A 22,443-nucleotide genomic window follows, 5' to 3' on the forward strand; every position below is an offset into this window, starting at 1 on the left:
ATGTCAAGCTTATTAAATAAATATTTACAATTTAGAAAACGTTTAGCTTATAAACTTATTACCTATTATGGGCTATTACTTATATTATTTATCACAATTACTTTTAATTTAGATAAATTTGATTCAAGAAAATTTTCCCCTATTTCTCAAAAAGATCAAATCTATTTTAGAAATGAGAGTCGTGAAACAGAAAAAAGTCTTAACCTAGACGAAATATTTGAGAGAAACATTTCTGTTGAAACTATAAATGGCTATGATGTTATTCTGGAAGATAAAGAGACTGGGAACTTAAGTGGTGTAAACCAAAGTAATATTAAGTCATTACAATTTTTTATCTATCAATCACAGCAAACAGAGGGACCATTACAACGTCGATTCGAAAACATTGAAATATATGGACCTTTTATTATTAAGTCATCTGCACATACTTATAATCAGTATTTTATTAAAGCGGTAGCTGCTCAAGAAGAATGGCTTAATGCTATTCTAGATTCCCCATTCCTAATGACATTAATCTTAATGTTTTCAGGTATGCCATTATTATTATGGCTATCTTTTAAAATTACTAGACCAGTCAAAAATCTTACTGATTCTGCAAATAAAATCGCTGCAGGAAATTTAGTAACAAACCCTAAACTAGAAAAAGAAGGAATTTATGAAATAAGAGAAGTAGGGAAAAGTTTTAATCATATGGTAAAGAGCCTAAAAGATTTAACAGAACAACAACAACGGATGATTTCTGATATTTCCCACGAATTAAAAACTCCATTAGCAAGATTACAGCTTGCTACTGCTATCCTACGCAGAAAAATAGGCGAAATTTCAGAAATTAATCGCATCGAGACTGAAATCGGGAAACTTGATCAAATGATTAAAGATTTATTAGTTATTTCTCGGCAAAAACTTAATTATCAGACTCATACTAAAATATTTAAAGTTGATGAAATATGGCAAGATGTAATTGAAGATGCAAAGTTTGAAACATCTCAAAACAATATTATTTTGATTATTAAACAGAATATTAAAAAACCATGCTTTTATTCTATTAATGGTTCAGTGACCTCCCTCTCTAGTGCATTGGAAAATCTAGTTAGAAATGCACAAAAATATGCAAATAAAATTATTTCTATTTCAATGGATATCCAAAATGGAAAGTTAATTTTAGTAGTTGAAGATGATGGAGCCGGTGTTCCTGAAAATGAATATGAGAATATTCTAAAGCCTTTTTACCGTATAGATGAAGCCAGAACACGAGAAACCGGCGGAACCGGGTTAGGTCTCTCTATCGTTTATAATGCGGTACAACAGCACCAAGGCTATATCCGATTAACAAAAAGCAATATGGGGGGATTAAGAGTAGAATTAGAAATTCCTATTTGGACACAATTTTACTAAATTTGTAAAAGCAGCTGAAGAACATCACAAATATGAAATTAATTGAAATTGAAGGTCTAAATAAATATTTTGGCTTGGGAGAAAGCCAAGCCCATATTTTAAAAAATATTAACCTCACTATAGAACAAGGTGATTTTGTTGCAATTATCGGAGCTTCAGGCTCTGGCAAATCCACTTTGATGAATATTATCGGCTGTTTAGATACAGCTAGCTCAGGCATTTGTCGCATTGATGGCAAAGAAACCCAGCAAATGAGTGCTGATGAACTCTCCGATTTACGCCAACGCAAATTCGGCTTTATTTTCCAACGCTATAATCTATTGCCTGCCCTTACAGCCAATGAAAACGTGGCTCTTCCTGCTATTTATGCGGGAATGGGTACAATCTCTCGCAAACAACGTGCCGATAACTTATTGGCTAAACTGGGATTAGATGATAAAACACGCAATCGTCCAAACGAACTTTCTGGTGGACAGCAGCAGCGTGTGAGTATTGCCCGTGCCTTAATAAACGGCGGCGAAATTATTTTAGCTGATGAACCCACAGGGGCATTAGATTCCAAAAGCGGCGAAACAGTACTAGAAATCTTGCGAGATCTGCATAGCGAAGGTCATACCATTATTATGGTAACGCACGATCCTAACATTGCAGCCCAAGCCAGCCGTGTGGTTGAAATTAAAGATGGTGAAATTATTCGAGATGAACGCCAGAAACCTTACTCAAACGAACTTAAACTTAATAAAACGCCCCACAAACCGCCACGTTTTTTTGATCAATTAATTGAATCGTTCAAAATGGCAAGCAGTGCTATTTTAGCTCACAAAATGCGAGCATTACTCACAATGCTGGGGATTATTATTGGTATAGCCTCCGTTATTTCTGTAGTTGCATTAGGACAAGGTTCGCAGCAGCAAATTTTGACAAATATCAATAGCTTAGGAACAAATACAATGGATATTATGAACGGCACGGGCTTTGGCGATCGACGGGCAAATCTTACCAAAAACCTGACCATTAGCGATGCCTTAGCATTAAGCCGACAAAATTATGTTGAAAGTACCACACCATCAAGTAACGTGAATGCCACATTAATTTATGGCAATACCGCAGTAACAGGCTCGGTGCGTGGTGTTGGTGAAGAATTTATCGACGTAAAAGGGCTTAAGCTGATTTCAGGACGTTTTTTTACGGCTGAAGAAGTAAGAAATGTGGCACAAGTTATTGTTATCGACCCTAACACGCAAAAAGACTTAGGCTTACCAGCTCCAGTCGAAGGCGAAATTATTTTGGTGGATAAAAAACCGCTTCAGATTATCGGCGTAGCTCAACAAGCCAATGCTATGAACCAAACCAGCCTTACGCTTTGGTCGCCTTATACCACTATTATGCAGCGTGTTTCAGGGGCGAAGCAGATTGATTCTCTGACAGTTAAAGTGAAAGATAATATCGAAAGCCAAACCGCAGAAAAAAGTATTACGGAACTACTCACAGCCCGACACGGCAAAAAAGATTTCTTTATTATTAACAGTGATAGCATTAAACAAACCATTACCGATACCACTAATACAATGACATTGCTGATTTCTTCCATTGCACTTATCTCATTGATTGTAGGTGGTATTGGGGTAATGAATATTATGTTAGTTTCAGTTACCGAACGCTCTCGTGAAATCGGTGTAAGAATGGCAATAGGTGCTAAACAACGCAACATTTTGCAACAATTTCTGATCGAAGCCATTGTAATTTGCTTGATTGGTGGCGTGATTGGGATTTTATTAGCAGGTGGCATTATTTGGGCATTTAATAGCTTAGGCTCAAGTTTTAAAATGATCCTTTCGCCAGAATCCGTTATTATCGCAGTACTCTGCTCTACTCTTATCGGCATTGTGTTTGGCTATATTCCTGCTCGCAATGCCTCAAGGCTTAATCCGATTGCTGCTCTTGCTCAAGAGTAAATCCATCTCATATATGTTACATTGTAGGGGCAAAAATTTTTTGCCCCTACGCATATTACCACTCAATTTTAAGGAGATAAAATGACAATAACCAATTTTGAACTAGAACAAATTCTTAACACAAAACTAAACAGCTCTGCGATTAATGATTACGCTCCAAACGGCTTGCAAGTTGAAGGTAAAAAAGAGATTAAAAAAATCATCACAGGTGTAACAGCTTCACTCCCACTCATTGAAAAAGCAATCGAGAAAAATGCCGATGCAATTTTAGTCCATCACGGCTATTTTTGGAAAAGTGAAAACCCGTGCATTAGAGGTATGAAAGGTAAACGTATTAAACAACTATTAGTGAATGATATTAACTTGTTCGGTTATCATTTACCACTTGATATCCACCCAGAACTAGGGAATAACGCCCAACTAGCGAAGCATTTAGGTGTAATCAATTTACAAGGTTTAGAAGATAATCCAAACTGTATTCCAATGTATGGCGAATTAGAAACACCAATTTCTGCCGAAGAACTACAACAGAAACTTGAAAAAACGTTACAACGCACCGTTATTTTATGTAATGAGTTTACTTCATCGCCACAAAAAATGATTAAACGCATTGGTATCTGTTCAGGTAGCGGACAAGGTTATATCGATCTTGCTTTTGAAAAAGGCTGCGATGCCTTTATTAGCGGGGAAATTTCCGAACAAACCACCCACTCAGCCCGTGAGCAAGGTATTTACTACTTCGCCTGCGGACATCACGCAACAGAGCGAGACGGCGTAAAAGCCTTAGGTGAATGGCTCGCCGAACACTATGAATTAGAAGTTGAGTTTATTGATATTGATAATCCGGCGTAATGAAAAACAAGCGGTCGAATTTCTGAAAAATTTTGCAAATTGCAGAAATGATTGAAAAACGACCGCTTGTTTCGCTTTGTTAGAATTTCATCTCTAATCCTAACATAAAATTACGTCCCATTTGTGGTACAAATTGATGATACGAAGTGTGGATATACACCGGCTGATTCAGTAAGTTTGTGCCGTTTAGACTGATTTTGTAATCCAGATCTTTCCACTTGTTACTATACGCCAGCCCGATATTCAACATTGTATTGCCTTCGGTGATGTATTCCAACTGGCTGGTTCGGCGTTGGGTAAAGGTGCGGATTAGCTCTAAATCCCCCGACCAATTTGGCGTAAATTCAGCATTAAAGCGGAAACCTAAACGCAACGGCGGTGTGCGAGGGGTATTTTGATCGGCTCGATACACCCAATAATCCTGCCCACGCTGTGCATTTTCCGGCAGATAATCCTTAAAGACGGAGTAATCGCTGTTTACTTTAAGTGGCGGTAAGCCGGTGAGCCAGCCTCGTACCATATCACCGAAAATAGTGGCTTGGTATTGGTCGTTAAAACGATAGCCGGCTTCGGCTTCAATACCGAAAAAACGGGCTTTTGCTTGATTATAACGACGCATAAACAGCTGATTTTCACGGAACAGGTTTTCATTATAGATGTAGTTTTTAAAGTGGTTATAATACAAGTTCACTTTATAACCAACACGCTCGGTTTGATAACTTAATCCCAATTCCACATTGTTTGACTTCTCTTTTCTCAAGTCTTTATTACCGTACTCAAAGGAGTTAGTAGCAATATGTTGCCCGTGATAGTATAACTCCATTGGCGTTGGTAAGCGTTCGTTGTGCGAAGCGGTAAACGAAAGCTGATAATCTGGGTGGAAGAACCAGTTTAACGTGCTTGAATAGGCAAAAGCCGTTTGATCGTAAGGGTCAAGCGTGGTTTCAACTTGTTTACCACCGGTTAGAGTGTAATGTTTCTGTAGTCGTTTGATTTCATCACGGTCGTAATCAATCTCGATTTTTTGTCGCTCTACCCTGCCTGCTAATTCGAGGGCAAAATCGTCCCACATATATTGCTCAATCCCGAATAAGCTCAACTGCTTGTTGGTATTTTCTACCAGTGGGAATTTAACCTCACGATCTTTTGGAGCATTCATACTGCTTTTTTGGGTTTGATATTGCACGCCCCATACACCGGTTAAACCGCCAATCGGTGCATGATAAATCTCCAAGCGGGCATTTTTACCCCGATTTTTGAAAATATTCACCGGCTTACCGTAATCCTGATCTTTTTTGTTCTGTTTATGCAGGCTGGTGGTTAAAGCTCCGGCATCTTTTTCATCGTGATAATAATCGGCATCGGCATAGCTTGCTTTGATTTTATCCACACCTTTAAACGGCTGGCGGAGTTCTGCTTTGATGTCAATTCGCTTCGACTCAAGATCAACCCACGGACCTTTGTGATTATGGTCGTGTTGGTGTCCGAACGGGTTATCGTGGCTATGATTTTCATCATGTGCGTGGTTAGTGCCACAATGGAAGTGCGGATTACTGGTAATGTTATTCTCATCTAACAAATGTGGATAGAGATAGGTGTAGGCATATTTATCCCGTTTGTTGCCGTAAATATGACCGGTACAAAAATCAAATTTGTGGTTATGCCCCGGCAAGCCGTAATTATCCCGACGTTTGCTGTAAGATGCTCCAATATAGCCACGTTCGCCAATGAAAGAAATCCCTAATGTGCCGACTTTGGATTTATGATAAGTATCCGGCACATAATTGAGACGCTCCCCCAAGTTAATGCCCGGCACACGGTAGTTATCACTATGACGGGTTAAACCTTCGGCACGCACGGCAATATGTTTGCCAATGCCAAAAGTTGCCCCCAATGCTCCCACTTTTTCTTTTGCTGCCGTATCAAGACGAGAATTGAGCTCGACCTCGTAGCCTTTTTCCGGAATAGCTGTTGGAATGCGTTTATCAGACACATTAACCACTCCAGCCGGCGAACTACTGGTATAAAGCAAGGTGCTTGAACCACGCAGAATTTCTACTTGTTCGGCAAGTAATGAATCTGCAACCACTGCGTGATCAGGAGAAAGATTCGACATATCAATCACATCAGAGCCATTTTGCAGAATCCGAATTCGAACGCCCTCCTGCCCTCGAATAATCGGTTTACTTGCTCCGCCCCCAAACGGATTGCTATGCACTCCTAATTCAGCGGCTAACGCATTGCCCAATGTTGCCGAACGTTTCTTAAACTCTTTACCTTCAATGATTTTATCACTGGTTTTCATTAGGGTGACTTCGCTACCTTTCGTCACACTCGGTGTACTGCCAACCACAGAAACCTCATTCAAAACTGCAACATCATCGCTGCTTTCAGCCCAAACAAGCGGGCTAAATTGAGCAGAAATTAGCAAAGCCAGTAATTTTTTATTAAACACAATCATCTCCTTAAAAATTTTAAGGGTAATAAATTACTGTAAAAAAGAGTTTTTTACAATAGACCATAAAAAATTTATGGGATTTTTAACTTGCCTACTTGTCAAAAGGTAAATTTATCCATTAAAATTTTATGGTTTTTATAAGGAGAAAATATCTATGCATTCTAAATTCAAACTAACCCTTGCCGCATTAGCGGTTTCTGTTGTTTTAACCGGCTGCAAATCCAGCCAAGGTCCTTCTGTCATTGCAGATAATCCGCCAAAACAGATTACAGTTCCGGAGGATGATTCCAAAGCAAAGGAGAATAGACAAAAATCAACCCCACCAAAGCCACAATCGAATAAACCAAATGCCACCGTAAATACAGCAGGAAATAAACCACAATCAAATCCTGCTGTTAGCAATACACCACCGGCTAAAGACAATATTCAACCTGCTCCTCAAAGTAATCAAACAAATTCCGATAAAGCTCCTAACGCTGTACCGGAACAACCGAATACGCATAAAAAAGAGGAAGAAAAACAGCCGGAGACAGCTGAGACAGATAAAACGGATAACGCTCAAGGTAACGAAGCTGAAAATAATCAAGCAGAAAATGCCAATAACCAACCGGTAGAACCACCTGCTAAAGCTGAAAATACTGATCAGGAAATCATCTTCGTGGAGCTTGATAGGAAAAAGAAACCTTTCCGAGTGGTTAATTTAAACCCAAGAAAAAGTGTGGTAAACACCGCTGCGTTTCTAAAAGTAAATCACGATTCCTTTACCGCTGATTCTGTGGAAGATTCGCCGTTTGAAAGCAGCGATGATAATAAAGATTACAACCATATCCTTGCATTCAATCTCGGTAGTACCGACAAGGCGACATCTTTTAAAACCCTTGATAACACAGGTAGTCAGCTAGGTATTCATAGTGGCATTTATGAAGATGATAAAATAGAGGGCGATTCTCAATCAATTCACTATCTCTATGTAAACCAACCGTATTCCAGCTACGGAGCATTATTTACCAATGAAAATGATAGCCATCTATTTAGCGTGCATTTAACAGCAGGGCAAAGCGGTAAAAATGACAGAGGCAATGCTTATGCGGAATATGACGTATTTAGCAATGACAGCAAATGGAATGAGAACTTAGTGGGGAACGCTACTTATAAAGGGCAAACTATTGCTAGAGTGGTTCGCACCGAAGATGGCAAACAAGTTGCAAGTTTGCCGCAATTTGACGGTGATGTTACCTTAGATTTGAATTTGGCTGAAAATTGGAAAGATAGCTCACTTAGTGGTCAAATCAACAGTAAAACGTTAGGTAAAATTTCCTTAAATGAAACGAAAATTAGCCCAAGTTCTACCTTAAAAAGTAACCTTAGCTTTGGTGATGAAGCAACTGTAGAAGGCGATGATAGTTTTGTAGGCGGATACGACGTATATTTCACCGGACCAAACTTAGAAGATGCGGTCGGAGCGGTTGATTTAGAGAACGACAAATTGAAATATAACGCCGTATTTGGTGCAACTAAACCTACCAACTAATCTTTTATTTCTGATAAGGGCTGGCAACAGCCCTTTGTTTTTAAGGACGAACAATGAAAAAAATTGCTTTGCTGGCTTTTTTCCCGATGCTACTCTTTGCCCGAGATCCGAATACGACACCTGCTCATATTGAGCATACAGCACAGCCGACAACCGCACCACAATCTGTCGCTATTGAACAATCAACCCCTATTTTTAATGAAGCGGAATTGAGAGCAAATCAGGCATTAACCGAAAAACTGCTGACTCAAGCCATTTATAGCCGTCAATTAGCCAATATGGAAAAATTGACCGCTATTTATCAAGATTTTACGCAGATTGACCCTATTTTACTGCGTTATGCACAAGGTAAAATTGCCCTACTGAAAGGCGATTACGCACAGGCAATTCAGCACTTCCAAACCATTCTTGCCAAACAACCCAAACTAAACACTGTAAGAATTGAGCTGGCGATTGCTCTATTGCACGATCAGCAACTTAATGAAGCCCAAGCCCAATTTGAACAAGCCAAAAGTTTCGAACATCTACCGCCTAAAGTTCACGCATTGATTGAGCAATATCAGCAACATCTGGCAAAAAAACAGGAATGGAAATTCAATTTTTCAGCCAATTATGTACGAGACGGCAACATTAACCGCACCTCAAAACAGCCGAACATTGAGCAAACCGGCTATGTAAAACAACCGAATTTGTTGCCCCAAACCGCACACGGCGTTCACTATGCGTTTGGATTACAGCGAGATTTCAACCTGTTCGGCTCGCACTATGTGAGTTTTGATAATCAAACCCAAGGCGAACTTTATTGGGATAAGCACGATTATGATGAAATCACTAATCGCACCTTGCTTGGCTACGCTTACAAAAAATCCGACCAAACCACCCGCTTGTTACCGTTTTATGAAAAACGCTGGAAAAATCATCGCTCGGAACGTTGGACAAACGGTATTCGGCTTGAACACGCTCAATGGTTTTCACCCCGTTGGCAACTCGCTACTGCATTAGAATACGGCAAAAAACGTTATTTTGATTTACCGATTTATAACGGAAACTATAAACTTGCCTCTGCTACTCTGCTTTGGCGACAAAGCCCACAGCAATTTTTCTTTGTCGGCACAGATTTCCACCGAGACAAAACTCGGTTAAAACAGCATAGTTCCGACACCAAAGCAATACGCTTCGGCTGGCAACGAGAATGGCAAATACTCGAACTTTCCAGTCGCCTCACGCTTGGCTACACAGATAGGCGTTACAAAGACACCGCTATATTGGGCGGAAAACTGAATCTCGGCAAAATCCGCCACGACCGTGTGCAAAGTGCTAACCTTACACTCTGGAAACGTGACTGGCATTGGCTCGGGCTAACCCCAAAACTACAATTTGCCTACGCTAAACACCGTAGCAACCTACCGAGCCTCTATGCTTACACCGATAAAAACATCAATTTGATTGTTGAAAGTCGGTTCTAGCCGATAAAAAACAAGCGGTCAAATTTCTCTAACTTTTTGCAATTTGCAAAATTTTCACGAAATTTAACCGCTTGTTTGCTTACGCTACCGATTATCTTTTCCTTCTGCGTAGGTAATATAAACCGTGGCGGCAATAATAATCGCAGCCCCCAGCCATAATTTCCCTGGTGGAACCCAGTTAAACACCAGCCAGCCTGCCAATACATTTAACGGTAGTTTGATAAAATCAAACGGTTGGATATAAGAGGCATCGGCTAAATTATAGGCTTTTGCTACCGCTAATTGAGCGAGAGCGGTTAAAAAACCAAGCAAAATCAGGAAACCGAAATCGCTCCACGAAGGAAAGCTAAATCCACTCGGGCTAAGATTGGTTAAAGCAATTAGTAAGTTAAATGGCGTGATTAAAATAAACAGATAAGCCACCATTGTGGTTGGGCTGTCGTAGCGAGAAAGTTTTTTCACCATCAATGAATAACCTGCCCAGAAAAAGGCGGCTGCAAGTGGTAATAATGCAATCAGGTTAAAATTATCGCTCCACGGCTCTAAAATAATCATTGCTCCCACAAAACCGAGTGCGGTGGCAATCCAGCGTCTTTTACCGACGTGTTCTTTCAAAAATAGCCCTGAGCCGATGGTAACAAAGAGAGGCGATGTCATCAGTAATGCAATGCCTTGCCAAATCGGTAATTGGTTAGCTAATGCCATTGTCCAGCATTGAATACCGATTGCCGAAAGAAAAATGCGAAAACAATGCTGCCCAAAATGTGCCGTCTTTAGTGATGAGAAAAAGCCAACATTATTCATACTTGGCACAAGAAACACAAAAGCAATCAAGTATTGCACTAAGGCAATCACGCTAGAGTCAATCTGGGAAATAGAAGTCAACTTGGGAATAAGTGTATTAATACAGGCAAACAATACACCTGCGGTAATAATTGCAACTGCCCCTTTAATTGGTTGATGGTTTTTCATAGATGTAATAAATTCTATTTAGTGAGATAAAATGAATGTATATTTTGACTGATCTGCCCTGCCACCACTTTTTCTGGCAATCGCTTAATTTCCGCCAGCTTTTGGATTACGGCAACGAGTTGCTGAGTAATTTCTACAGACTTAAATCCCTCGTGCTGCCAAGGGGCATCAGTTTCAATTAGTAGCCGTGATAACGGAAACTGCTGAGCCACTTTTTGCGTTTTCGGGTTAGTCAAAATATCGGGCGTAAGACTAACAAAATAAGGGGTCAAAAGCAATTTTTCCAACGTCTCATCACTTGCCTTAAACCAATGAAAATGGGCTTTTTGAATTTGATGTTTTGCTAGCAGTTCAAGGGCAATTTCTGTGTCCTCATACACAATATGCAAATTTAACGGCAAATCATACTGCTTGCTTGCCGCAATAAAACTCTCTAACAAATCAATATATGGCTGATAATCTAATGCTGGATTTTCTCGCTTCAGATAATGCGGCAACCCAACTTCTCCACAAGCGGTCAACTTTTGATAATTTTTTGCAATAAAATCAAATAGTTTTTCGATCTCACTCTGCGAAGGTAATGCTTGTTCTGGGTGAAAGCCAGCCGCAATGTAGAGATTGGAATACTGCTCTTTTAAGCTCAATAACCGTTCACAACTAGCTAAATCCGTTGCAACAGCCAGCACGCCTTGTAAATGAGGTTGCTCTAAAATTTGCTCGATTTCTTGATCTGAAAATTGATCGAGATGGATATGGGTGTCGAAAAGCATATTTCCCTCCTCCGATAACAAAAATTGCTTCACAGAATAAATCTAAAATCAAGCAATAAAAACAAATTTTTCGATCTCACTCGCAAAAATCAATTTCTCCCAATTTCTCCGCTTGTACAAACCATTTTCCTCGTTATTCTATCTATACAATCAATAAATTGTTTACAAATGTAAACAGTTGTGTATAATAGCTAATTAGGAACATCTATGGGAAAACACCCCAATAAACATATTCAAGCTGCATTAGATTATGCCGTGCAAAATGGCTGGGAGATTGTGAAATCAGGAAAATCTGCTCACTCATACTGCCGTTTACGCTGTATTCTAGGGCATAGTGAACATCAAATGAGTGTATGGAGTACGCCCCGAAATCCTGAAAATCACGCCAAACAAATTATTCGTAAAGTAAACGAATGTGGAGAATAACCGATGACACTTTATCATTTTTCAATTTTGATTCGAGATGCCGACAAAAGCACCGAAAACCTTGAAGATCGTCTTTTTGACGCAGGGTGTGATGATGCCTTGATCTGTTTTTACAACCAAAGTGTCTATTTGGAATTTGACAGAGAAGCCGAAACAGCACAAATCGCTATTCAATCCGCCTTTGATAATCTCCGCCAAGCAGGGTTTTCAGATTTAGTATTGCAAGAAGCTGGTGTCAGTTCGTTAAGTGAAATCGCCACCCGAACAGGCTTAACCCGTGCAGCCATTTCTAATTACGCCAATGGCAAACGAGCCAATAATTTCCCCCGCCCTGTTTACGGCGTAGCGAGCGGTTCCGCACTCTATTCTTGGAAAGAGGTTGCAAACTGGCTTTATCAACGAAATAAAATCTCAAAAATGCAATGGGAAGTGGCTGAGTGTGGGGCTGTGAGTTAATTTGTAAAAAATGGAAGAAATCTGACCGCTTGTTAGATTAAAGAATGAGGTTGATACGATAAAACCCTTGAACAATTTATGGAAATTGATAGAATTTAATTCGTCTTTTAATTCTTATAGGAGAAAAATATGCAAAACTCTCGTTCAGCGTTTCAGCGTTAGCTTAACTGCTTGTCAAGGTGTAAATGATGTATTGAGTGCTGTGAATAACACTCTTGGTTCTGTAAATTCTGCCTTATCTTCCTCTACTGTTCCTATTGATACTCAAACTAAAACATCTGCTGTGAATGCTATTAATAGGGCAAATGCAAGTAATGATGTCAAAAAAATGTTTAATGAAGCGAAGCCAACTATTGAGAAAATGGTTTCAATGACAGCTTGTACTACACAACAATCTCCTCTTAATCAATTTAGTGATCCTAATAGTGGCTTAGGTTTACCTGTCCCTCTATCAGTTAGTTATAAGCTTAAATACCACAAATCAGGTTGTTTGAAGGTGCTTAGAATAAACAATTTCAAACGACAAGCGGCTAACGCATTTACCTTCACAGTTTATTATCAATCTCCTCAAAGTGAAGAAACCGACAGTTATGGCTATGCTGCTATCAAACAACCTGATGGTGAATGGTTATTTAAATGGAATTAACTCGTAGGTTGGGTTAGCGAAGCGTAACCCAACAAAATGTCTAAAAATAGTGTTGGGTTTTCGCAAGCTCAACGCAACCTACCTGTTATATTAAATTTCCAACAAATACGCCTTTAACTGCCCAATTTTATCCCTTACCGCAGCCGCTTTTTCAAATTCCAGATCTTTCGCAAAATCACGCATTTGTTGTTCAAGTAGTTTAAGCTCTTTTTCCAACTCTTTGCGGGATTTCGGTTTGTAGTCGCTTGCAGAATTTTCGGCTTTTTTAACCGCTTGTTTGCCGCGTTTTGGTTTGTCGGATTGTCCGATGTCGAGCAATTCGCCCACTTTTTTGTTCAACGCTTGTGGCGTGATGCCGTGTTCTTCGTTGTATTTCATCTGCTTTTCACGGCGGCGTTCGGTCTCAGTAATTGCTTTTTGCATTGAGTTGGTAATGCGGTCGCCGTATAAAATCGCTTTGCCGTTGAGGTTTCGGGCGGCACGTCCGATGGTCTGAATTAACGAGCGTTCGGAACGGAGGAAGCCCTCTTTGTCCGCATCTAAAATCGCCACCAGCGACACTTCCGGCATATCCAAGCCCTCACGCAATAAGTTGATCCCCACCAGCACGTCAAACATTCCCATTCGTAAATCGTGGATAATTTCCACCCGCTCTACTGTGTCAATATCGCTATGCAGATAGCGAACTCGTACGCCGTGTTCGTCCAAATAATCGGTGAGATCTTCCGCCATTTTTTTGGTGAGTGTTGTCACCAGCACTCGTTCGTCCACCGCCACTCGCTTGTGAATTTCAGACAGCAAATCGTCCACCTGCGTGGCAACGGGGCGAACTTCGATAATCGGGTCGAGCAAGCCGGTTGGGCGAACCACTTGATCCACCACATCGGGATTTTTCTCCAATTCGTACGCACCTGGTGTGGCAGAGACATAAATCGTCTGTGGCGAAAGGCGTTCAAACTCCTCGAATTTGAGCGGGCGGTTATCGAGAGCAGACGGCAGGCGGAAGCCATATTGCACCAGCGTCTCTTTTCTCGCTCGGTCGCCCCGATACATTCCGCCGATTTGTGGCACAGTAACGTGGCTTTCATCAATAACCAAAATACCGTCTGCCGGCATATAATCAAACAGAGTTGGCGGAGCTTCTCCCTCTTTTCTGCCCGACAGATAGCGTGAATAGTTTTCAATGCCCGAACAGTAGCCCAGCTCGTTCATCATCTCAATATCAAATTGGGTGCGTTGAGCAATTCTCTGCTCTTCCAGCAATTTGTTTTCGTGAATAAAGTAGGTACGGCGTTCGGCAAGTTCTGCTTTGATCTGCTCAATCGCCTCTAAAATTCGCTCTCGTGGCGTGACATAGTGAGTTTTAGGATAAATCGTGTAGCGAGGCACTTTGCCTAAGCTATGCCCTGTAAGTGGGTCGAACAGCGAGAGATTTTCGATTTCATCGTCAAACAGCTCAACACGCAGTGCCACTTCATCGCTTTCGGCAGGATAAATGTCGATCACATCGCCCCGCACACGGAAGGTCGAGCGTTGGAACGCCTGATCGTTACGGGTATATTGCAATTCGGCAAGGCGAGTCAGAATTTCCCGCTGCCCGATCATCGCACCTATTTGTAAATGTAACATCATCTGCATATAGGCATCAACATCACCCAAGCCGTAAATGGCGGAAACGGAAGCGACCACAATGGTATCTCGGCGTTCGAGGAAAGATTTAGTTGCCGACAGTCGCATCTGTTCGATCTGCTCATTGATGGACGCATCTTTCTCAATAAAGGTATCACTTGCTGGCACATAGGCTTCGGGTTGGTAGTAGTCATAGTAGGAAACGAAATACTCTACCGCATTTTCAGGGAAAAAGGCTTTCATCTCCGCATAAAGCTGAGCGGCTAGGGTTTTATTCGGGGCAAGCACCATCGCAGGGCGATTGAGCTCGGCAATCACATTGGCAATCGTAAAAGTTTTGCCCGACCCCGTTACGCCGAGTAAGGTTTGGTGGGCAAGCCCGTCATTTAAGCCTTCGGTGAGTTTGGCGATTGCGGTGGGCTGATCGCCTGAGGGTTTGAATGGAGAATGGAGAATAAAGGGTTTGTGCTGTTTGCTCATAAAATAGAAATCCTGAAAACTTTTAAAGCATTTTAGCACAAGCAAGCGGTCTTTTTTCGTGAAAAATTTACAAATTAAAATGTGATTTAGATCACAAAATCCTTACTTTATTTTTGAGAATAGTTCGTAATAGTATTATCATTCTGTGCAAATATTTAATTTATGGAGACTATTATGCGTTTAACTAAACTTGCTTTTGCCTTTTCTAGCTTTTTTATCGCCGCTCACGTTTCTGCATTAGATTAAATCTTCTTATTTTATTACTCATTCCAATTAGCACAAGTGTGGGTGTTGCTGATTTTAGTTGGCGTGAGGTATTTAGCTCTGCCGAGCAAAGCCAGCTCTTTTTTGTTAGCCGTTTCCTTGCCGTTGCTGGAATGGTGCTGCAAATCGTCTTAAAAAATCGCTTTATTGAGCTAAGTATGATTGGGGCAAGCCAAAGTGCAGCTATTGGCATTCTTATTGCGAGCTTAATGTTCCCAGCCTCTATGTTAATGCTAAAAATGTCTATTGCCACCGTTAGCACCTTAATTGGCATTAGCATTTTATACTACTTATTCGCAACTTACCTCCTTACCAACAATTAATGTTACCTTTAGTCGGCATTGTGTTTGGTGGCGTAATTGAAGCAATTTCAACTTATATCACTTATGAAAATGATAGCTTGCAAGTGCTGGCAGTTTGGTTCTCGGGCGATTTTTCTGGCATTTTAGCAGGGCACTATGAATTACTCTGGCTGACTGCAATTTTAGCGGTGGTTGTATATGTAATGGCAGATAAGCTAACCATTGTGGGACTAGGCGAGAACATTAGTACCAATTTAGGCATAAATTACAAACAAATAACGTGGCTAGCGTTGATTGTGGTTGCGATGATTACCTCCATCGTTGTAGTAACGGTTGGGCAAATCCCTTTTATTGGTTTGGTTGTACCGAATATTATTTCTCGGATTGCGGGCGATAGATTGCGTCAAAATCTGCCTACTGTGGTGGTATTAGGTGCGAATTTAGTCCTTATTTGTGATATTTTAGGGCGTTCAGTTAATGCCCCTTATGAAGTGCCGATATCCACTATTTTTGGTATTGTGGGAACAGTTATTTTCCTCTATTTATTAATAAGAGAAAAACGCATTTATATAATTAAAACAGCTCCCAAATCGGCTTGCACTCTTTCGGCAGTTCTAAACTTCTTCCGAGTTCAATCCAGCCTGTTGGATAGTGGAAATCAGAGCCAACCGAGCCATATAAATCAAATTCTTTCGCCCAGCGAGTGAGTAATTGGCGTTGGTCTGGCGTTTGTCCGCAGCCTGCCACTTCAATTCCATCTCCGCCTGCTAGTTTGAAATCGACAATCAAACGGCGAATCCAGCGAGAAGTCATTTTATAACGCAATGGGTGGGCAATATTAATGACCCCTCCAGCCTTGTGTGTAACCTGAACGGCTTCTTCTAAACTGCTCCATTTTGGCTTAACATAAGCGGGCTTCCCCATTCCTAAATAGCGTTTGAAAGCGTGTTCTATGTTGCGAACGTGTCCGTTTTCATATAAAAAACGACCATAATGAGCTCGGGTTATTTCACCTGTGGCAAGAGATTTTGCCCCTTCATAAGCATTAGGAATACCTGCTTTTGCTAATTTTTCACCAATTTCGACCGCTCGTTCTTCACGCAATTTAGCTTGGTTATCTAAAAACTGAATTAATTCTTCATTATTTTCATCAATATTTAGGGCTGCAAGATGAATGCTTTTGTCTTGCCATAATACGGAAATTTCCACCCCAGAAATAAATTTGATTGGCTGAGTTTGGGCAAAGGTTTTCGCTTCACGAATGCCTGAAATGGTGTCGTGATCGGTTAAAGCAAGCATTTCAACGCCCTGCTCAACCGCTCTTTGGACTAATTCGGTGGGCGAAAGTACGCCATCGGAAGCCGTACTATGCGAATGTAAATCGTATTTCATTATTAATCCTTAATTAGCCCTGTTTGAATGAAAAATTGGCGATAGGCTTCAGTCTTTTTCTCCAAACTTAATGGATAAGCTCTTGAGGTAGAAGGCAACCGATATAAATAAAGCTCTCTTGATTTGGCATAAGGATACACCACCCACTCATTAGTTTTCGGGGCTTTTATTTTCTCTGGCAGAAGGTCTAATAACACATCTGTTGCCAAACCGCCTGTTGTGAATAGCCATTTCATTTTGGGTAGCTGAGTTAATAACTCGTCCATATCCACAGGCTCAACAATTTTGAGATCTTTATCTGCCGCATTACCTTTTAAACGAATTGCCGTTTTAGCCGATGAACAAAGTGCAATGCACTTTTCTCGCAAAAAGGCTTCAATGCGAACAGGGTCAAACCGTTTTTCATCATTTACTCGGAAGTAATTCACATCATCAAAAAACACCTTGCCCATTATCCTCCACATATCATTCTGAAAGTTTGGATAATGAAATTCCATACAGCGTTTTTCGGACGTTGGTGGAAATGTCCCCATCATCACAACGGTGGCGTGTTCAGGCAGAATCGGCTCAAAAGGGTGATGTTCTAATTCAAGCGTTTCCATTCTATTTAATTAATTCCTTTAATAGCTTTAATTTTTCAGCTTTATCTAATGATTGCTCTGCCACTTTATTTAAATCATTCACTAATTTTTCATCATCACTTTTTGGCGTATAAACAACCGTCTGTTTTTGTGAGACTTGCTCTGCGTAAGCGGTCAAATTTTCCAATAATTTTACCATTTCTGGATTGTCGTGATGTTGTTGGAACAATTCATCAATGGATTTGGCAAACTGCTCTGCTTTTGCATCAATTTGTTGGTGGCAATACTTCTGCCATTTAATCTGCTCTGCCCTTGTTAGCGTGTTTAGATAATGCCTTGCTCGGTAGTGGAATAAAAGTGGCTCTACACGAGGATCTTCAAATTTCAAGCCGTGCTTAGCTAAACTTTCAGGCGGTAAGGTGCGTAAAATCGCCATATTATTTTTATCCGCAGGCGAGAAAAAGCCCTCATAGAGCATAGTTTCTACATTAGCTGAAGGCTCAAATGTGCGTTCATCAGTAAAGATTTCCAACACTTTTTCTCGCACAAGCGATTTCTGAGCTTTTAGCGCTTTCAAATTTTCTAAGCATAATGCTCGATCAATACCTAGTCGCTCTGCATTTTCAGGTAGCAAGGTTTTTGCAGGGGCTAAAATCGGGCATTTATTGATATGCACTAATTTCAACGGCACTGGGAGTTCATTTTCTGCTAATTCTTCACGTTTGGTATATAAGCGTTGGCGTAGAGTTTCTGCATTTTCATTCAGTAAACCCTGCATATCACCCGATAAATCACACACAATCACTGCATTTCGATTAGTTGGGTGCCAAGCTAAAGGCACAACCCAAGCAGTATTACCACGATAATTTCCCAACATACCCGAAACGTGTACAAGTGGTGTCATCTCGCCTGTATCAATTAGCTTTTCAACTTCTTTTTTAGTGCGTAAATTAAAGAAAAATTGAAACAGTTTTGGCTGTTTTTCTTTAATCAACTTTGCCATTGCAATGGTCGCATAAACGTCTGACATCGCATCGTGAGCATTTTCGTGAGCAATGCCGTTCGCTTTGGTTAGATTCTCCAATTTAAAGCTCGGCATACCATTTTCATCTTTAGTCCACTCAATGCCCTCTGGGCGTAACGCATAACAAGCTCGCACTAAGTCCAATAAATCCCAACGAGAATTGCCATTTTTCCAGCTATATTCATAGGGATCGTAAAAATTGCGGAAAAAGGTATAGCGAGTCATTTCATCATCATAACGAATGTTGTTATAGCCAATAGTACAAGTATTGGCTTGGCTAAATTCAGCGTGAATACGAGCGGCAAATTCAGGCTCAGGCAGACCTTCAGCGTTACATTGTTGCGGTGTAATACCTGTAACCATTACCGCTTCAGGGCTAGGTAAATAGTCTGGCGTTTGTTTGCAATAAAACATCACAGGTTCGCCGATGATATTAAAATCCTCATCGGTGCGAATCCCTGCAAACTGGGCAGGTCTATCGTGAGATGGGCTTACGCCAAAACTTTCATAATCGTAAAAGAAAAAAGAAAATGATTTGCTCATTGGAATAATTGATTAGCCAAAATTAGGGAAATTGTACCACAGATAAGATAAAAGCGAGGAAGAAATGCAAGCGGTTGTTTTCACTCGCTACGCTCTATCCTTCAGATCCGTTGGCAAAGCCAACATTCAAATGCAAGCGTTTGTCATCAAAAATTTGTAAATCTTTTAGCAAAAAAAAAGCCCCTAATCAAAACAGCGAAAAGGGGCGGAGGTCTTACCTAAGGAAATTAATGAAAAAAACTTGCATAAATCTGTTACATATACTCAGACTAACTAACTGAACGAAAGTTCATTAAAAATTAAAAAATTTTTAAAACTAAGCAAATTCAGATTTAACTACTTGCAATGCTTATATAGACTCACAAATTTGCAAATAATTCCGTAAAATTATTATATTTCCCCCTATTTTCTTGTAGAATACGGAACGTTTCTTATATTAAAACTCACAATAAAGAATTTGAGGTATTCAATGTCTAAATTTCCAACAGTTTCGGAAATCCTATCTGGCAAAGTTACAGTAGGTGAAGAAGTTGCAGTGCGTGGCTGGGTGCGTACCCGTCGAGATTCAAAAGCAGGTTTATCATTCTTAGCTGTATATGACGGCTCGTGCTTTGACCCAATTCAAGCAATCATCAACAACGATTTTCCTAATTATAATGATGAAGTATTACGTTTAACTGCAGGTTGCTCTGTTATTGTTACAGGTAAAGTAGTGGAATCACCCGCTGAAGGTCAAGCAGTTGAATTACAAGCAAGCAATGTAGAAGTTGTTGGCTGGGTGGAAGATCCTGATACTTACCCGATGGCAGCAAAACGCCACTCTATTGAATATCTGCGTGAAGTCGCACACTTACGCCCTCGCACAAACTTAATCGGTGCAGTGGCTCGTGTTCGCCATTGCTTAGCACAAGCAATTCATCGTTTCTTCCACGAACAAGGCTTCTATTGGGTTGCAACACCAGTGATTACCGCTTCAGATACTGAAGGTGCAGGCGAAATGTTCCGTGTTTCTACACTTGATTTAGAAAATCTACCACGTGGTGAGAATGACAAAGTCGATTTCAACCAAGATTTCTTTGGTAAAGAGTCATTTTTAACCGTATCAGGTCAATTAAATGCAGAAACTTACGCTTGTGCATTAAGTAAAGTGTATACATTCGGCCCGACTTTCCGTGCGGAAAATTCAAACACCACTCGCCACTTAGCCGAGTTCTGGATGATGGAGCCTGAAGTTGCATTTGCAGACTTAAACGATAACGCAAAATTAGCCGAAGATATGCTGAAATATGTTTTCCGTGCCGTACTTGCTGAACGTAAAGACGATATGGAATTCTTCGTTAAACACGTTGATAAAGATGCGATAAGTCGTTTAGAGAACTTTATTAATGCCCCATTTGCTCAAGTAGATTATACTGATGCGATTGAGATTTTATTAAAATCAGGCAAAACATTTGAATTCCCTGTGGAATGGGGTATTGACCTATCATCTGAACACGAGCGTTATTTAGCAGAAGAACACTTTAAATCGCCTGTGGTAGTGAAAAACTATCCGAAAGATATTAAAGCCTTCTATATGCGTTTAAACGAAGACGGCAAAACAGTAGCAGCAATGGACGTTTTAGCTCCGGGCATCGGCGAGATTATCGGTGGTTCACAACGTGAAGAGCGTTTAGATGTGTTAGATAAACGTATGGTTGAAATGGGATTAAACCCAGAAGATTACTGGTGGTATCGTGATTTACGCAAATACGGTACAGTGCCTCACTCAGGCTTCGGCTTAGGCTTTGAGCGTTTGATCGTGTATGTAACAGGCTTACAGAATATTCGTGATGTAATCCCGTTCCCTCGCGCTCCTCGCAACGCAAACTTCTAATTTGCAAGAAATGGCATAGTGGAAAAAATTGAGTCTGTAAAGTAGGTTAAAGCTAAGGTTTTACCTACTTTTTATAAAAATGCCTAAAAAATTGCATTTTCTGTCCCTCTTTTAACCTCTGTTCTGAGAGAACGATTAAAAGGCATCTTGAGAAAGTAATAACAGCAGAGTAAAAAACACTTCCTCAAGTGGTAAATATTATGATGGATACTACTCACTTTAAACAATACTTTACTGTTTTCTTATCATGATGAATTATTTATCTTCTTCAAAAGCGTATTTTCGCTTTATTCCCATAGAGAAAAATCAATATTATCTTGTGTCAATCTCAGAGCTAATTGGAAAAAGGGCAATGATGATAATCTCTTCTGCAATTACCAACAATTTATGCCAGAATCAGAAGCAGCTGCCGCATTACGGGAACAATTTGAGTATACAGAAATTGAAGAGAATGAGTATGATGATGAAGAAGCTGAATATGAAATTGAGTCTTACGATGATGATTTTTAAATCTCACCAAATCACAACACTTTCTCCCTACTCTTGAAACTCTATTGCTTTAAGCGTAAATTATTCCAACAATAGTTCTCGGAGAATATAATTCCTATGTCAGAAGAATACAAAAATTTCTTAACAGAGCAAGTCAGACAGGGACTTGATGACATTGAAAACGGTCGTGTTGTTCCATTAGAAGAAAGCCGTCAGCTTTGCCAAAAAATTATATATGAGGTCTTGCAAGAACTATAGGGAACAGCAGATAGAGAAACATAAACACAAGTGCAAATTTTGACAATCATTCATTGACGTCAAGGATACCTAACGGAATATGATACGCTCAGTATTTAAAGCGTAAGCACCTCCTAGATTGAGAGGTAACATCACAACTGGGTTCCCAAGAGAAAAACGGATTCGGTTTTTTGCTTAGATTATCGGGCAGAAATTTGGGTTTCCCTGTAAAACGGACTATTGACACTTCCCAAATTCCAGCGTAAATTTAGTACAAGTAAAAAATTTGGAGACTACAATGTTATTCAAAGAAAAAGGCTACGATGAGTTCCTTGCTCGAAAAATTGCAAAAGGCAGAGCTGAATTAGAATCTGGAAAAGGTATTCCTCTTGAACAAGCCAAATTGTTAGTTCAATCAACTATTGAAGAAACTGCTCAAGAGTTAGCAGATTTCGAGCGTACAGTAGCATATGCCTAAACCAGTAATTTTATCGCCCGAGGCAATTAATGATATAAGAACTTGTGTACGTCAAGTAATGTGTAGAAGATCAAACCTAATCTGACAGTCCCCCGTTTTAAATTACCGTGTCTGTCAGATTAATTTGAGCTTAAATTCTTTTCCACCCAAATCCGTTTTCCATCAAGTAAGGTTGCCATCGGTGTTCTGCCACAGCACATTTTTCCTTGATGTGTTCGATGGTG

General features: G+C 40.2%; 19 protein-coding genes and 1 pseudogene. 13 read left to right on the forward strand and 7 right to left on the reverse strand.

What is annotated here, in order from left to right:
- The 3 genes from cpxA (at position 1) to ACERCF_RS05020 (ending at position 4,202) form a co-directional block, all read left to right on the forward strand.
- A complete protein-coding gene (gene cpxA / locus ACERCF_RS05010) occupies positions 1 to 1,395 on the forward strand; it encodes an envelope stress sensor histidine kinase CpxA (protein WP_373624842.1) in 1,395 nt (464 codons plus the stop codon).
- Positions 1,396 to 1,427: 32 nt separating this feature from the next.
- Positions 1,428 to 3,350 carry a MacB family efflux pump subunit gene (locus tag ACERCF_RS05015; protein WP_373624843.1) on the forward strand — a complete coding sequence of 641 codons (1,923 nt, stop codon included), beginning with the start codon at positions 1,428 to 1,430 and terminating at the stop codon, positions 3,348 to 3,350.
- A gap of 81 nt (positions 3,351 to 3,431) precedes the next feature.
- Positions 3,432 to 4,202, forward strand: coding sequence for a Nif3-like dinuclear metal center hexameric protein (locus tag ACERCF_RS05020; protein ID WP_373624844.1), 771 nt, complete (start codon positions 3,432 to 3,434; stop codon positions 4,200 to 4,202).
- 79 nt (positions 4,203 to 4,281) lie between these two features.
- Here ACERCF_RS05020 and ACERCF_RS05025 read toward each other — a convergent pair whose 3' ends face one another.
- On the reverse strand, positions 4,282 to 6,663 hold the full coding sequence (locus ACERCF_RS05025) for a TonB-dependent receptor (protein WP_373624845.1): 2,382 nt from the start codon (positions 6,661 to 6,663) through the stop codon (positions 4,282 to 4,284).
- Between the two features lie 151 nt (positions 6,664 to 6,814).
- Between ACERCF_RS05025 and ACERCF_RS05030 the strand changes: the two genes are divergently transcribed.
- Together ACERCF_RS05030 and ACERCF_RS05035 are read left to right on the forward strand one after the other, a co-directional pair.
- Positions 6,815 to 8,191, forward strand: a complete 1,377-nt coding sequence (locus ACERCF_RS05030; RefSeq protein ID WP_373624846.1) for a hypothetical protein — start codon at positions 6,815 to 6,817, stop codon at positions 8,189 to 8,191.
- Between the two features lie 53 nt (positions 8,192 to 8,244).
- Positions 8,245 to 9,657 carry a surface lipoprotein assembly modifier gene (locus tag ACERCF_RS05035; RefSeq protein ID WP_373624847.1) on the forward strand — a complete coding sequence of 471 codons (1,413 nt, stop codon included), beginning with the start codon at positions 8,245 to 8,247 and terminating at the stop codon, positions 9,655 to 9,657.
- A gap of 84 nt (positions 9,658 to 9,741) precedes the next feature.
- Here ACERCF_RS05035 and ACERCF_RS05040 read toward each other — a convergent pair whose 3' ends face one another.
- Both ACERCF_RS05040 and ACERCF_RS05045 read right to left on the reverse strand, forming a co-directional pair.
- Complete coding sequence (locus ACERCF_RS05040; protein ID WP_373624849.1) at positions 9,742 to 10,629, reverse strand: DMT family transporter; 888 nt, start codon at positions 10,627 to 10,629, stop codon at positions 9,742 to 9,744.
- Positions 10,630 to 10,643: 14 nt separating this feature from the next.
- Positions 10,644 to 11,399, reverse strand: a complete 756-nt coding sequence (locus ACERCF_RS05045) for a TatD family hydrolase (RefSeq protein ID WP_373624850.1) — start codon at positions 11,397 to 11,399, stop codon at positions 10,644 to 10,646.
- Positions 11,400 to 11,606: 207 nt separating this feature from the next.
- Between ACERCF_RS05045 and ACERCF_RS05050 the strand changes: the two genes are divergently transcribed.
- The 3 genes from ACERCF_RS05050 (at position 11,607) to ACERCF_RS05060 (ending at position 12,927) form a co-directional block, all read left to right on the forward strand.
- Complete coding sequence (locus ACERCF_RS05050; protein ID WP_373624851.1) at positions 11,607 to 11,825, forward strand: hypothetical protein; 219 nt, start codon at positions 11,607 to 11,609, stop codon at positions 11,823 to 11,825.
- Between the two features lie 3 nt (positions 11,826 to 11,828).
- The gene (locus ACERCF_RS05055) at positions 11,829 to 12,281 is read left to right on the forward strand and encodes a hypothetical protein (protein WP_373624852.1); all 453 of its coding nucleotides are present in this window, start codon (positions 11,829 to 11,831) and stop codon (positions 12,279 to 12,281) included.
- A gap of 85 nt (positions 12,282 to 12,366) precedes the next feature.
- Positions 12,367 to 12,927, forward strand: a complete 561-nt coding sequence (locus ACERCF_RS05060) for a hypothetical protein (RefSeq protein WP_373624853.1) — start codon at positions 12,367 to 12,369, stop codon at positions 12,925 to 12,927.
- A gap of 90 nt (positions 12,928 to 13,017) precedes the next feature.
- Here ACERCF_RS05060 and uvrB read toward each other — a convergent pair whose 3' ends face one another.
- Positions 13,018 to 15,036 carry an excinuclease ABC subunit UvrB gene (gene uvrB, locus ACERCF_RS05065; RefSeq protein ID WP_373624854.1) on the reverse strand — a complete coding sequence of 673 codons (2,019 nt, stop codon included), beginning with the start codon at positions 15,034 to 15,036 and terminating at the stop codon, positions 13,018 to 13,020.
- A gap of 236 nt (positions 15,037 to 15,272) precedes the next feature.
- Here uvrB and ACERCF_RS05070 point away from each other — a divergent pair.
- Positions 15,273 to 16,165, forward strand: a pseudogene (locus tag ACERCF_RS05070) (ABC transporter permease); the annotation flags it as partial.
- Between the two features lie 10 nt (positions 16,166 to 16,175).
- Here ACERCF_RS05070 and ACERCF_RS05075 read toward each other — a convergent pair.
- From ACERCF_RS05075 to sbcB, 3 genes are read right to left on the reverse strand one after another with little or no spacing between them, the layout of a single operon-like run.
- On the reverse strand, positions 16,176 to 16,994 hold the full coding sequence (locus ACERCF_RS05075; protein WP_373624855.1) for a PHP domain-containing protein: 819 nt from the start codon (positions 16,992 to 16,994) through the stop codon (positions 16,176 to 16,178).
- Positions 16,995 to 16,996: 2 nt separating this feature from the next.
- Positions 16,997 to 17,596, reverse strand: a complete 600-nt coding sequence (locus ACERCF_RS05080; RefSeq protein WP_373624856.1) for a DNA glycosylase — start codon at positions 17,594 to 17,596, stop codon at positions 16,997 to 16,999.
- Position 17,597: 1 nt separating this feature from the next.
- Positions 17,598 to 19,142 (reverse strand): exodeoxyribonuclease I, encoded by a 1,545-nt coding sequence (gene sbcB / locus ACERCF_RS05085; RefSeq protein WP_373624857.1) that lies wholly within the window; start codon positions 19,140 to 19,142, stop codon positions 17,598 to 17,600.
- A 469-nt stretch (positions 19,143 to 19,611) separates the two neighbouring features.
- Between sbcB and asnS the strand changes: the two genes are divergently transcribed.
- The 4 genes from asnS (at position 19,612) to ACERCF_RS05105 (ending at position 22,219) form a co-directional block, all read left to right on the forward strand.
- On the forward strand, positions 19,612 to 21,015 hold the full coding sequence (asnS, locus tag ACERCF_RS05090) for an asparagine--tRNA ligase (protein ID WP_373624858.1): 1,404 nt from the start codon (positions 19,612 to 19,614) through the stop codon (positions 21,013 to 21,015).
- A gap of 387 nt (positions 21,016 to 21,402) precedes the next feature.
- Positions 21,403 to 21,525, forward strand: coding sequence for a hypothetical protein (locus ACERCF_RS05095; RefSeq protein ID WP_373624859.1), 123 nt, complete (start codon positions 21,403 to 21,405; stop codon positions 21,523 to 21,525).
- A 96-nt stretch (positions 21,526 to 21,621) separates the two neighbouring features.
- Positions 21,622 to 21,762 (forward strand): hypothetical protein, encoded by a 141-nt coding sequence (locus ACERCF_RS05100; protein ID WP_373624860.1) that lies wholly within the window; start codon positions 21,622 to 21,624, stop codon positions 21,760 to 21,762.
- A gap of 277 nt (positions 21,763 to 22,039) precedes the next feature.
- Positions 22,040 to 22,219 (forward strand): hypothetical protein, encoded by a 180-nt coding sequence (locus tag ACERCF_RS05105; protein WP_373624861.1) that lies wholly within the window; start codon positions 22,040 to 22,042, stop codon positions 22,217 to 22,219.
- The last annotated feature ends 224 nt before the right edge of the window (positions 22,220 to 22,443 follow it).

The sequence above is a fragment of the Mannheimia kashgarensis genome, from assembly GCF_041807705.1.
Lineage (GTDB): Bacteria > Pseudomonadota > Gammaproteobacteria > Enterobacterales > Pasteurellaceae > Mannheimia.

Coding starts and splice junctions, on each gene's coding strand:
- ACERCF_RS05040 (WP_373624849.1), bottom strand. CDS start 10,629: ATGAAAAACCATCAACCAATTAAAGGGGCAGTTGCAATTATTACCGCA.
- ACERCF_RS05075 (WP_373624855.1), bottom strand. CDS start 16,994: ATGAAATACGATTTACATTCGCATAGTACGGCTTCCGATGGCGTACTT.
- cpxA (WP_373624842.1), top strand. CDS start 1: ATGTCAAGCTTATTAAATAAATATTTACAATTTAGAAAACGTTTAGCT.
- ACERCF_RS05105 (WP_373624861.1), top strand. CDS start 22,040: ATGTTATTCAAAGAAAAAGGCTACGATGAGTTCCTTGCTCGAAAAATT.
- ACERCF_RS05015 (WP_373624843.1), top strand. CDS start 1,428: ATGAAATTAATTGAAATTGAAGGTCTAAATAAATATTTTGGCTTGGGA.
- sbcB (WP_373624857.1), bottom strand. CDS start 19,142: ATGAGCAAATCATTTTCTTTTTTCTTTTACGATTATGAAAGTTTTGGC.
- ACERCF_RS05080 (WP_373624856.1), bottom strand. CDS start 17,596: ATGGAAACGCTTGAATTAGAACATCACCCTTTTGAGCCGATTCTGCCT.
- ACERCF_RS05050 (WP_373624851.1), top strand. CDS start 11,607: ATGGGAAAACACCCCAATAAACATATTCAAGCTGCATTAGATTATGCC.
- ACERCF_RS05035 (WP_373624847.1), top strand. CDS start 8,245: ATGAAAAAAATTGCTTTGCTGGCTTTTTTCCCGATGCTACTCTTTGCC.
- ACERCF_RS05020 (WP_373624844.1), top strand. CDS start 3,432: ATGACAATAACCAATTTTGAACTAGAACAAATTCTTAACACAAAACTA.
- ACERCF_RS05025 (WP_373624845.1), bottom strand. CDS start 6,663: ATGATTGTGTTTAATAAAAAATTACTGGCTTTGCTAATTTCTGCTCAA.
- ACERCF_RS05095 (WP_373624859.1), top strand. CDS start 21,403: ATGCCAGAATCAGAAGCAGCTGCCGCATTACGGGAACAATTTGAGTAT.
- asnS (WP_373624858.1), top strand. CDS start 19,612: ATGTCTAAATTTCCAACAGTTTCGGAAATCCTATCTGGCAAAGTTACA.
- ACERCF_RS05055 (WP_373624852.1), top strand. CDS start 11,829: ATGACACTTTATCATTTTTCAATTTTGATTCGAGATGCCGACAAAAGC.
- ACERCF_RS05100 (WP_373624860.1), top strand. CDS start 21,622: ATGTCAGAAGAATACAAAAATTTCTTAACAGAGCAAGTCAGACAGGGA.
- ACERCF_RS05045 (WP_373624850.1), bottom strand. CDS start 11,399: ATGCTTTTCGACACCCATATCCATCTCGATCAATTTTCAGATCAAGAA.
- ACERCF_RS05030 (WP_373624846.1), top strand. CDS start 6,815: ATGCATTCTAAATTCAAACTAACCCTTGCCGCATTAGCGGTTTCTGTT.
- uvrB (WP_373624854.1), bottom strand. CDS start 15,036: ATGAGCAAACAGCACAAACCCTTTATTCTCCATTCTCCATTCAAACCC.